Annotated in this window: 11 protein-coding genes and 1 tRNA gene; 5 read left to right on the top strand and 7 right to left on the bottom strand. The window is 36.5% G+C overall.

Features of this window, described 5'->3' with window-relative positions:
• Positions 1-10: 10 nt before the first annotated feature.
• From pgi to rsmD, 4 genes are read left to right on the top strand one after another with little or no spacing between them, the layout of a single operon-like run.
• A complete protein-coding gene (gene pgi / locus AC6QZF_RS03435; protein ID WP_499798481.1) occupies positions 11-1,654 on the top strand; it encodes a glucose-6-phosphate isomerase in 1,644 nt (547 codons plus the stop codon).
• A 3-nt stretch (positions 1,655-1,657) separates the two neighbouring features.
• The gene (gene queG, locus AC6QZF_RS03440) at positions 1,658-2,590 is read left to right on the top strand and encodes a tRNA epoxyqueuosine(34) reductase QueG (protein WP_499798482.1); all 933 of its coding nucleotides are present in this window, start codon (positions 1,658-1,660) and stop codon (positions 2,588-2,590) included.
• A 47-nt stretch (positions 2,591-2,637) separates the two neighbouring features.
• Entirely contained in the window at positions 2,638-3,570 is a 933-nt protein-coding gene (locus AC6QZF_RS03445; RefSeq protein ID WP_499798483.1) for a hypothetical protein, read from the top strand.
• Positions 3,570-4,136: a 16S rRNA (guanine(966)-N(2))-methyltransferase RsmD gene (gene rsmD, locus AC6QZF_RS03450; protein WP_499798484.1), complete on the top strand. Its 567-nt coding sequence runs from the start codon at positions 3,570-3,572 to the stop codon at positions 4,134-4,136. The genes AC6QZF_RS03445 and rsmD overlap by 1 nt, the downstream gene beginning before the upstream one ends.
• 3 nt (positions 4,137-4,139) lie before the next feature.
• Here rsmD and AC6QZF_RS03455 read toward each other — a convergent pair whose 3' ends face one another.
• The 7 genes from AC6QZF_RS03455 to nrfH form a co-directional block, all read right to left on the bottom strand.
• Positions 4,140-6,584, bottom strand: coding sequence for a DUF5686 and carboxypeptidase-like regulatory domain-containing protein (locus AC6QZF_RS03455; RefSeq protein WP_499798485.1), 2,445 nt, complete (start codon positions 6,582-6,584; stop codon positions 4,140-4,142).
• A 132-nt stretch (positions 6,585-6,716) separates the two neighbouring features.
• Positions 6,717-6,866 (bottom strand): hypothetical protein, encoded by a 150-nt coding sequence (locus tag AC6QZF_RS03460; RefSeq protein WP_499798486.1) that lies wholly within the window; start codon positions 6,864-6,866, stop codon positions 6,717-6,719.
• 120 nt (positions 6,867-6,986) lie between these two features.
• Complete coding sequence (locus AC6QZF_RS03465) at positions 6,987-7,364, bottom strand: hypothetical protein (protein ID WP_499798487.1); 378 nt, start codon at positions 7,362-7,364, stop codon at positions 6,987-6,989.
• A gap of 124 nt (positions 7,365-7,488) precedes the next feature.
• A complete protein-coding gene (locus AC6QZF_RS03470; RefSeq protein WP_499798488.1) occupies positions 7,489-8,772 on the bottom strand; it encodes a sensor histidine kinase in 1,284 nt (427 codons plus the stop codon).
• 1 nt (position 8,773) lies between these two features.
• Positions 8,774-9,451 (bottom strand): response regulator transcription factor, encoded by a 678-nt coding sequence (locus tag AC6QZF_RS03475; protein ID WP_499798489.1) that lies wholly within the window; start codon positions 9,449-9,451, stop codon positions 8,774-8,776.
• Positions 9,452-9,633: 182 nt separating this feature from the next.
• Positions 9,634-11,130, bottom strand: a complete 1,497-nt coding sequence (gene nrfA, locus AC6QZF_RS03480; protein WP_499798490.1) for an ammonia-forming cytochrome c nitrite reductase — start codon at positions 11,128-11,130, stop codon at positions 9,634-9,636.
• 23 nt (positions 11,131-11,153) lie between these two features.
• Positions 11,154-11,741 (bottom strand): cytochrome c nitrite reductase small subunit, encoded by a 588-nt coding sequence (nrfH, locus tag AC6QZF_RS03485; RefSeq protein ID WP_499798491.1) that lies wholly within the window; start codon positions 11,739-11,741, stop codon positions 11,154-11,156.
• 185 nt (positions 11,742-11,926) lie between these two features.
• On the opposite strand from nrfH, the gene AC6QZF_RS03490 reads away from it, so the two are divergent.
• Positions 11,927-12,011 (top strand) — tRNA-Leu (locus AC6QZF_RS03490).
• Positions 12,012-12,018 lie beyond the last annotated feature (7 nt).

Here is a 12,018-nt window from a genome sequence, read left to right on the forward strand (position 1 = left end):
AAGGTGTCCTATGCCCATTACCCAAACTGACGAATGGAAAGCTCTCGAAAATCACTTCTCTACTATGAGCAGGCTTCATTTACGCGATTTGTTCGCTTCTGATAGCAACCGCTTCGATAAGTATTCAATTAAACTCAATGACATTCTTTTCGACTACTCAAAGAATATTATTACTGACGAAACTATTGAACTGCTGATTAAACTCGCAAATCGGGCAAATCTGAAAAACAATATCGATGCTATGTTTCGCGGAGAAAAAATAAACTTTACTGAAAATCGAGCAGTTCTGCACGTTGCTTTGAGAAATTTTTCCGACAAACCTATTTATGTTGATGGGCAGGATGTTATGCCAGGTGTGCGTAGTGTGCTACACCACATAAAAGAATTCACCGAAGCAGTCCGCTCTGGTGCCTGGCTTGGGCTCACCGGGAAACGTATTACCGACGTTATCAATATCGGTATAGGCGGTTCCGACTTGGGTCCGGCTATGGTTTCGACCGCACTGAAACCTTTCTCGGGGAACGTCCTTAGCGTTCATTATGTCTCGAATGTCGACAGCACCGATATTGTCGAGACATTAAAAAAATTAGATCCAGAAACTACTTTATTTGTTATTGCTTCTAAAACTTTTACAACTCAGGAAACTCTTACAAATGCAAATACAGCAAAAAACTGGTTCTTAAAACACTGCGGAGCAAAAGAAAAAGACATAGAAAAGCACTTCGTTGCTCTCTCGACAAACGAAAAAGCTTGTGTCGAGTTCGGTATCAACCCAAACAATATGTTCCACTTCTGGGATTGGGTTGGCGGTCGCTACTCTCTTTGGTCCGCAATTGGGCTTTCCTGTGCTTTGTATATCGGTTACGACAATTTCGAAAAACTACTTCGCGGGGCTTACGAAATTGATTGCCATTTTCGCAACGATCCTTTTGATAGAAATATCCCTGTCCTTATGGCTATGCTCGGCATCTGGTATAATAACTTCTTCGGTGCGGAAAGCTATGCAATTATTCCTTACGACCAGTATTTAATTCGTTTCCCAGAATTTTTGCAGCAACTCGATATGGAAAGCAACGGTAAATACATCAATCGTGACGGTCAGAAAGTGAGCTACAAAACTGGTCCAATCATCTGGGGAACAATCGGTACAAATGCTCAACATTCATTTTTCCAACTCCTGCATCAAGGCACTCGATTGGTGCCAGCCGATTTCATTGCTACTATCAATAGCTCTAACGAAATAGGCGAACACCGCCCAATTTTGCTGGCTAACTTCTTTGCTCAAACCGAAGCTTTGATGAAAGGAAAGACCCGCGACGAAGCATTTTTAGAACTTCGCCAGCAATATAAAGACGAGGAATTAATTCAAAAACTTCTTCCTCACAAAGTCTTCGAAGGAAACCGTCCCACTAATACAATTTTGCTTGATGAACTTAACCCTACTTCCTTAGGCAAACTTATTGCTCTCTACGAACATAAAGTTTTTGTTCAGGGTGTTATCTGGAACGTTAATTCATTCGACCAGTGGGGAGTAGAACTTGGCAAGCAGCTCGCCAAAAGAATTTTGCCTGAACTTTCGGGCGATGGCTATGTTTCGACGCACGATAGCTCTACCAACGGTTTGATTAATCATTATAAAAAATTTCGTCGCTAATATTTGAACGATTTGAAGCAATACATAAAGCAACTTGCAAACGAACTCGGTTTTGAGCAGTGCGGATTTGCTGAGGCACGCCCGCTCGGTGCAGAATTCCAAAACTATCTTCACTGGCTTGAACTCGGTTTCGATGCCGATATGCAATATTTGGGCAAATACTTAGATAAAAGGAAAAACCCGCTCGAAATTCTGCCCAATGCAAAGACCATAATAGTGCTTGCCCATAACTATAAAACGCCGTTTGAATATCCCGACGCAAGCGAACCTATTGGCTACATTGCCCGATACGCCTGGGGCGACGACTACCACGACGTCCTGAAAGAAAAAGCAACCCAAATTATGCAAAAATTAAGTGAAAAAATTGATTTCGACTATAAAATTTACGTTGATACCGGTCCTATACTTGAACGAGTCTGGGCAGCGCGTAGCGGTATCGGATGGCAAGGGAAAAACGGCAACATTATAAATTTTGAATTAGGTTCTTATATTTTCTTGTGCGTTGCGCTTGTCTCGCTCGAACTTGAACCCGACATCCCTGCCAAAGACTATTGCGGGACTTGCCAGCGATGCATTCTTGCCTGTCCAACTGGTGCTATTGTGCAACCGAAAGTAGTTGATAGCTGCCGCTGCCTTTCATTTTGGAATATCGAAGCAAAACCAGATGCCGAAGTCCCGCAAGAAATTTCAAGTAAATTCGGCCGCCGTCTTTTCGGCTGCGATATTTGCCAGGAAGTGTGCCCATACAATAAAAAAAATATATTTACACGAGAGATACGCTTTTATCCTCGAAATGGCGAGACTGCATTGAATTTGACTGAAATGTTGAATATGTCGCAGGAAGAATTTTCTCAGCGATTTCGCCAAAGCCCAATAAAAAGAAAAAAACTTCAAGGTTTGAAAAAAATTGCCGAAATTTTATTTAAGAATGTTTGATATTTTTGTAAATTTACTTCTCAATTATTCAAAAATATTAATTTATTATGAACAGAACAGTATCGGTTTTCTATAATATTGACAGGACTTACGTTACATTAGTCGAAATGAAGGACAACGGTCTCGAACTTCTCTATTTGAACTCAACCGACAACAGAATTGACCTCGAGAACATCGAATCAGACGAATCAATGCTTGGTGTTCAAGAATTGTCTTCGATATTATATGAAATTGGCGAAGATTTTAACCGTGTTTCAGTAACTTTGCCAGCCGATAACGTCTTTATCAGCAAAATTCCCGGCGATGATAATTTATCTGTGCAGGACGTCAAGAAACTTGTAAATTTCGAAATCAGGCAGAATTTCCCCCAATTTACTTTCGACGATTTTTCCACAACTGTTGTGCCGCTTGCTCCAATGCTCAACGGCAAAAAGATGCTTCTTTGTGTTATTGTGCCGAATGACATATTAAGCACTGCCACTCAATTGCTAAAAGATTTAAATCTTCCTTTTGTCAATAGTATAGATATTAGCCAAATTAATGCTCACAACGCTTTCCGATATAATTATCCTGAACTGTGGGACAAAAACGTTGTTCTTGCAAGCATACAGAATAAATTCATTGATATTAGTTTAAGCAAAAATGGTATTCCTGGCTACTACAACCTTGCTTCTTTTTCGAGCAACGAGCAAATTAGTGAGATTATCGAGAAAGAACTGCAAAAAATATTAACCGAAGCAGCTGAAACAATTGATGCTGCCTTTTTCTTCGGTGCAAACCTAACAAAAGACAATTTTATGATGTGTTGGGAAACTGCTATGATTTTAGGGCTCGAAGCCAAACGCTTGAACCCATTCCGTATGATGCGCACTCAGCTTGCTGAACGCGAACGCCAGTATTGCTCACGCACTTTCCAAATTTACCCACCTTGCGTTGGCGGTGCTCTTCCTGTCTATCACCAAAGAGTTAAATTATACTGATGCGAATTATCAGCGGCATTTACAAAGGTAGAAATATCCCGGGGAAAGTTCCCTCAAATGTACGCCCCACACAGGACGCTATGCGCGAAACTATTTTCAATATTATTTCCAATTTTATTGACTTCGAAAACCTTGTTGTTTGCGACTTATGCTGTGGAACAGGTGCTATGGCAATTGAAGCACTGAGCCGTGGTGCTTCGTTTGCTTATTTTGTGGATATTTCCAGGCAGTCGCTCGATTTTGTGAAAAATATTATCGATGCTTTCAAAATTGAACGCCAGAAATACCAGATTTCGCTCTATCGTGCCGAAAAATTCCTGCTCTCTGACAAAGTTAATCGCAATATCGATTTAATATTTATCGACCCACCTTACAAAAACAACGTGATTAATGAAATTGTTTCGAGTATCTCTTCCAGCCAATTTGTCCCCGACGGTGCTATTATTTCTGTTGAATACGGCACTGCCAACAGTTTACTTATTCCTGGTAACCTCGAAATCATTGCCGAACGATATTATTCCATCAGTAAGGTTTCTTTGCTGAGAAAGTCTTCCGATAAAGGATAATACCTAAAAATTAGCTGTTGTAAATGTGAAAAAAAAACGAGGACGCTCCACCTGACTTAATCGAATAGTCAAATCAGTGCGGAAAAAAATTAATAGTCTATTTACACCAAGACCTATTTCGTAATACCATTTGTCTTTTGTAGCAGCGGTTGAATTGGGAATATGCATATTATTCACGTATTTTGCGAAAATGTCGTTTTTGTCAAAACTTGAATATGATACATTTGCAAAATTAATAAATTCCAACCCAAACTCAGCAATGTTTGGTATTCTAATAAGACCCGGGATAATCTCTCCCCAATTGTGTTCAAGCGAAAGCGAAACGAACTTGCTGCCGTAGAACTCTTTTTCGTCTGTCCCTCGCATTGCAGTGTTTCCCGATATAAATGATGAAGATGATTCGATGCTAAAAAATTTGTGTGGTAGTGCTTCACCAAAAATATATCCTGCACCAACTTTTGCATCTATTCTTGCAAGCGGAAATGTCCGCTGCCGCCAATTCATATGATATTCTATTTTGGAGTAATCAAAATCTGAATTTAGATATTTTTTTGACGAAAGCTCACCTCCGATAGAAAATCCAAAATTGGATAGCCTCCTCGCCCTATGAAAATTCCAATTCGCCTCGAATCCTACAATATTCGAAGTTCCGTCGATAATGGACGGGTTTATTCTATTTTTTTTGTTTGAGAATATTGAAAAATTAGTATTTCTTCTCGCATTAGTGTGCTTTTCTGTTCTGAAAAACAATTTGTAAACGATTGGACGCTCAAACTCATTCCTCCTTATAAAACGCAATTGACCATATCCAGCAGAGAAGACAATTTCCAACCCCTTCCCATAATAATAATCGCCGTAGTCAAATCCCGTTAGCAAACTGTTGAGCGTTATAGTTGAGGTTCTTACTGAGTGATGTTCGTCCGAGCGTTTCAATGTATTATATAAAGTTACGTTTATCCTATATTGTTTCAGTTCGTCGAAAACTGTGCTGAACATAAATTCGTAATTTGGCTTTTTGTCCGAAATCCCGTAACCAAGTTTTATTCCAAAACGGTAGTTCGACCAAAAATCATCTCTTAATGAAATTGTTGGGTTAAATCCTTTCACTTTATTATAGACAAGCATATCTTCCCAACCTGTAAAAGGCTTCCGTTCCAACTTTTCCAGCTGTCTTGTTATTGGACGAAGATATTTTGTGAATATATTTGTTCCTTCTGCCGAGTCGGGTGCTTCCCGGAACCTTCTTATTGCTTCGTAAGCTTCAATTTCGTCTTTTGTCAGTTCTACAAAACTGTTCACTTCCCAAAATGTTGTGTCGAAATTATCTGCATCGGGTGCAACATCGACGCTTCTCGAATTAAAAATTCGTTTATCAATTTCAACATTCACTTCAAAATTCGTTGCATACGTTACTAAATTTATATCAAGTCTTGGTTGAATAATTCCAAAAATATTTGCCTGTGAAGTTGTTGTGATTTCCAGCATAGCTGGGAACGTATATTTATCGTTGTGATAGGTTTGAGCAATCTTCATTTTTGTGTTGAACGGCAATCGAACTGCGACGTTCGGATAGAGTTCTACCTTTGATGGCATCAGTGTCTCATCGTTCAAGTAAATATAACCCGAAAACATTCTTCGTAAATCTGAGGTTGTATTTACAATAATTCTTTTAATTTTTGGATTGTCTATATCAAAATAGTTTGTGTCCAAAATGAAATCATAAAAATCCGGAGCGTTCGGGTGAAATGGTGTGAATATCTCCTCGCCTAATATTGTAATGAAATCGTCGTAAATATTCAAATTTGTCCCAAATGCCACAAAATTTGCTTGCGGAGGGACATTATCACTTTGCCTTCGCTGAATGATTCTGTTATAATATTTGTTTGGTTTTTGAAAATATCCTATTGAATATGACTCGAAAATTGAAAAAATGGTGCTGTCTGCCGATTTGTCAGTTCTTCCTGCTGTTATAGTATCTGTTTGAACAACAAATTTAGTGTAGAGCAGATATTTATACGAATTTACTTCTTTAATTTGACTCGCTTTTCTTTCTATTGCCTTTCTCATAAGTCTTATACCCGGATCCTCGGCAATAACCACAACTCCTTCCAATATTGTCGGATTTGTCCGCATTTTAATTATAATTCCTGATGTATCATTTTTTACGTTGATTGTAGCAATATTTTTTCCCATTCCTATCATTGTAAGTACAAGATGGTGCACTCCTTGCGAAAGTTGTAATACAAACTCACCTTTGCTGTTTGTATATGTTCCTCTGTTATCAGTTACACGTACAGTTACACCAACTAATGGTGTCCCATCTTCTTCGGATATTACTTTGCCTGAAACTTTATAATATTTCAGTTTAGGTGCTGTATTAGCTGCTATATTAGATGCACCTATTAGTGTTATTTTTGAAATAATTATGAATATTATTAGAAACTTCATAATGAATAAGACGAACGGAATATTTGTTTGTTTGAGATATTATTTTAATAAATTATTAACTTCGTATTTAATGAAGGGTTTATAATTAAAGATTCTTGCGATGTGCTCCCATAAATAAAAAACGCAGGCTTCTTAGTAACCTGTGTTGTTCTGTTGATTGAATATCTGTTTCAATTTCTTAATCTCAAATAAGTACCGCCAATTTGTCCCCGACGGTGCTATTATTTCTGTTGAATACGGCACTGCCAACAGTTTACTTATTCCTGGTAACCTCGAAATCATTGCCGAACGATATTATTCCATCAGTAAGGTTTCTTTGCTGAGAAAAATTAATCATCGATCCCTCAAATAAAAAAACAGGCTGAGTTGTTGCTCTCAGCCTGTTTTTTATTATTACTTAACTTATTGTTTGTTTTGAGAAGTTGATTTTTGTGTTTTTACTTTTTTTACTGTTTTCGATTTATTCGGTGTTATTTCTTTATTTCCTGTTGCAGCAGTAGGTTTTGTTTCAGTTGGTTTTACTTCTGGTTTAGTAGGTTGAGTAATTGGTTTTGTTTCAGGTTTTGTTACAGTAGATTTAGTTTCAGTTGGCTTTACTTCAGTCTTGGTAGGCTGAGTAGTTGGTTTTGCTTCAGGTTTTGTTACAGTAGATTTTACATCAGTTGTTTTTTCGACTTGCTTAGTAGGCTGAGCAGTTGGCTTTACTTCTGGTTTTGTTGTTTGAGCAAATGATGTCATCGATAATGCCAATAGAGCGATCAACATTACTCTGAGTTTCATACGAACCTCATATAAATTTGTTAAACATTTTTTTCGTTTGCAATTAATTGCAAATCAGTTTTTTATTATTTGCAATTAATTACAGAACAAAATTATAAAGTGATTTTGAAGAAATTTTGAAGGATTATTGATTTTTTTTTGTATTAAAGAATAATTTTATCGTATATATCCCATTTTGGTAGTTATTTGCGATTTTTATTTGATAGATATCGCATATTTTTTTTACGATAGCAAGACCAAGTCCTGTCGATTCAGGAGAAAGAGATTCTTTGTAAAATCTATTGAAAAAATTATCAATATTTGTAGGTTCAGTTGATGAGTTTGATATGGTTAGACAAAGCTTATCTTGTAAATCATTTAAACTTACCGATATTTCTCCATTTTCTAAGCAATATTTAATTGCATTTGAAAGCAAATTGCTCAATAATATATTTAGAAGCGATTGGTTCATTAAAAATATCGGCTTATTCTTTGTGTTATATTCGCATTTTAATTTAATTCTTTTGTATTTAATAAAATCATTAAAATTATCTAAGATTTTATTTATCTCTTCTTTTATATCTATTGATGAATTTTCAAATAATAATGGATTTTCCAATTTATTTAATAAAAGAAGAGATTTGTTTACTCTCTCTAATTTATGTAAGCTTTTCATTGCTGAATCTAAAGCAGCAATATCGTTCTCATCTTTAATGCTGCTTTGCACCAACAATTCTAATTTGGATTTAATAACAGAAAGAGGAGTTTGAATTTCGTGATTAATTTCTTCGGTAAACTCTTTTAGTAGATTATATTCTTTCTGTGCCTTTTCTGCAAGGTAATCTATAGCTGAATTTAATTTATTAAACTCATAAATTTGAGATGATTGCAATTCTAATTTTTTATTGCCTGTAATTGAAAATTCACTAATTTTTTTCAGTGTAATGTATAAATCTGATAGAACATAAGCAGAAAGTTTTCTATTTATAAAGAACATAGTAATTAAAAATGTAAAAATTCCTGAAAAAATTACTATAGAAATAATTTTAAACATATCTATTTTCGCTTCCATTGAAATGCGAGCTATTATTTTATAGTGCTTTCCATCTATTTGCGCGTACGAAATCATCTGACGAAATGGTTCGTCTTCGCTTTCCTCAAAATCTATAAAAACGTCCTCAAAATAGTTATGCGAATTTGAAATAGTATTTGTTTTTACACGCTCAATTTCTATAAATGGAGGATAATCTACCACTCCGCCTCTCTTTAACTCATTGACGACTTTTTTCGTAATATTTTTGAGTTGTTGGTCTGATTCTTTTCTTATGGAAATATCTATTAAGTAATAAATGACTATATAGATTATTAAGAAAAGAATTAATGAGCTAATAATAAAATAGCGGTTTATTATGCTAATTAAATATTTCATCTTATTTTGTTGTGAATATATATCCAATACCGTAAATGGACTTTATATAATCGTTCGCTCCACTGTCTATTAATTTTTTTCTCAAGTTTTTTATGTGCGTGTAAACAAAATCAAAATTGTCAAAAGTGTTCGAATCGTCGCCCCAAATATGCTCAACTATTGTCTCTTTTGTCAAAACTCTTTCCGTATTGCTTATTAGAAACATTAATATATCATATTCGCGTTTTGTTAGGTGAACAATTTGGTCGTTTACTCTCACTTCTCTTTTTCCCGGAATAATTGAAATTTCGTTGATATAAATTTCATTTTTCCCATTAAAATACATTCTGCGAATCAGCGATTTTAATCGAGCATTTAATTCTGCAAGATGGAACGGCTTTGTTATGTAGTCATCGGCTCCAAAATTTAATCCTTGTAGTTTATCATCAAGTGTATCTTTGGCAGTAAGAATTATTATGCCACACGATGGCTGTTGGTTTTTCAGCAATTTAACCAGATCAAAACCCGATCCATCAGGAAGCATTAAATCTATTAACGCACACTCATATTCTATAGTATTAATCAAGTATTCAGCATCTTCAAAATTATAAGCAACATCAATTGCATAATTATCTTTTGCTAAAAATTTTACAATTGATGCAGATAATCCTTTTTCGTCCTCTACAATTAAGAGTTTCATAATTACAAATTAACAGTTAATTAGCACATTTACATACAAAATTATTATTTATTTTTTGCAAATAATAAAAGAAAAACATTAGCTTAATAATATTACAAAATATATCCTTAATTTACCTTAAATGAAAATCGTAGAGAGCATCTCTCTACGATTTAATCATTAATTATTGGAAATCCTTTATTTTATTTCTTTTTTTCATAATTATATAATGTCCCTTGCCTTTCTTTCGCTATCCTGTCCCACTCGGGAACTACTGTTCGCAAAAAGTTTTCTTTGTCTTTGCGTGCTTTATCCATATCGAGCCCAATGTATTTCTGAGCTAACTCTTTCGTTGAAACATCCGGTAATTTTAGCGGGATTGGTACATTATGACGTACAAAAACTACCTGTAACATCCCGCGAGCTTGTTCTGCACGCTGTATCGCTGTCCCAAGTATCCTTAATGCTTCGACAGGTGCGTGAAATCCTACGCCGTTTGCAGCAGCAACCCAATCCCACCTCCATTGAGCGCTTCGTATTAATTTCAAGATGGGTTCCATTTCTTGTTCAGTTGCTCCTGCTTCCCACGCTTTTTGCGCTTCAATATGTGCCGCAGCAATGGACTTTTCAGCAAGTCGACGTAATTCCATCACTTTATTCTGACGTGAAACAACGTCTTCCATCAACTGCTTCTCGCTTTCTCTGTGACATACTTGACAAGAATTTGCAATATTAGCAAGCGGGCTACGAACGTGATGGTCGGTGAACTTCGAACCTCCCTCTACTTTGTATGGCATATGACAATCTGCACAAGAAACTCCACGTTGAGCGTGAATACCTGTCATATATAATTCATAATCAGGATGTTGTGCTTTGAGCATTTTTGCTTTGCTCAGTGGATGTACCCAATCATAATGATTAATCTCGTCGTAATATGCTTCCATTTCCTCTGCTGAAAATCCTTTGTCCCACGGGAAAGCAAGATAATTCGTAGGTTTTTGGAAATAATACTCAACGTGGCACTGGGCGCATACAAGCGAACGCATCTCCTGGTGTGTTGCATTCTTAATATCGAAACCACGTCGAGCAAGTGCTTCGGTAAGAGCCGGTCGTGTAATTCTTAAGTTCATCGTTTTAGGATCGTGACAGTCCTGACAACCTATCGGATTTACTGCTTCACTCCCTAAATCCGTGAATTTTTTGCTATAAAACTCAGCAACACCCATATTTTTCATTAGCCTTGGTACATCTGTGCTTTTGCAAGCCCAACAGGTTGCTGGCTGAGGACTCCATTCAATACCGCCCGTTCTTAATATATTTCGTACGTCTATTACGGCATATGCGTGCCCGCGCCCTTGATTATACTCGCGTGAAAATGCATACCCTGCCCACATTATTACCAGCTCTGGGTATTCCTCTAAATAATCAATATGAGCAGAACCCATATACGGACTTCTAAATGATGTATCAAGCGTTTTCAAATATGATTCATACTGTCGTGGAAAATTTTCCCCCCATACCTCGTTTCTTGGCTCGTATTCAGGTAGATTCTTAACTAAATCGACCCGTGCAACTGTTTCTGTTCGTCTTTCCATTATTGATGCTGTCAGCATTCCAATAATGAATACAACAACGAATGTGATTGCAAATAGCAACCAATATACCCAAGGTTTCATTTTTTTTGTAGAATTTTCACTCATTTTTACCTCATCTATTTTGTGAATTATTCAATTAGTTGCATTAACCAATCAGGTGCTGGTTTTGGCAATGATGGGACTATTGCGTTTGGCGTCGATGCCTGGCTCGAAACTCTTCCGTGAGGCACTTCACGATGACAATCCCAACATAAATGCCCTTTCCCTTCTTTATAATTTTTCCCTGTTACCTGCACAGCTGTAACATGATTAATTTGGTTTAAATGGCAACGCATACAGTTTTCTTGAACAACCGCTTTCCCCGATTCTTTTATCCGAATTACTTGCGGTTCCATCCTTAGTGTGAAAATCGTTGCATGGCGCCTTCCGTCCGATGCTTTGAAAAAATACTTTCGTAGAAAATTATCGTGCGGTACGTGGCAGTCATTACAATTTGCCCTTTCACGGTGACTGCTATGTTGCCAGGACGCATATTGTGGATACATTACGTGGCAATTAATACAAGCTCTCGGGTCGTCCGATAAATATGAAGTCGCATTCGAAATATGAAAAGCAGTTGCAGAAAGTCCTGCAAGTACCCCAAGACTAATTACAACGGGCAATTTCCAGCCTTTTGGTGGCATTAGATTCTTTATCACTTCGAAAAATTTATTCATATTTCACCTTAAATCAGACCTTATACTCTTATTCTATGCTCATATATAAAATTTTTTTTTGTAAAAAACAAATTTTTTTTGATTTACCATTTATTTTTTTTAAACTTTTTTACTTATTTATAATTATGTATCATTTTATTTTTTCAATTAGATTTTTTTGTGTATCTTTGCATTTTGTTATTATTGCGGACGTGGCGGAATTGGCAGACGCACTAGACTTAGGATCTAGCGGGGCGACCCGTGAGAGTTCGAGTCTCTCCGTCCGCACCATTTTTTA

This window comes from Eximiradius sp., from assembly GCA_937127445.1.
Lineage (GTDB): Bacteria > Bacteroidota > Ignavibacteria > Kapaibacteriales > UBA2268 > JAKIZO01.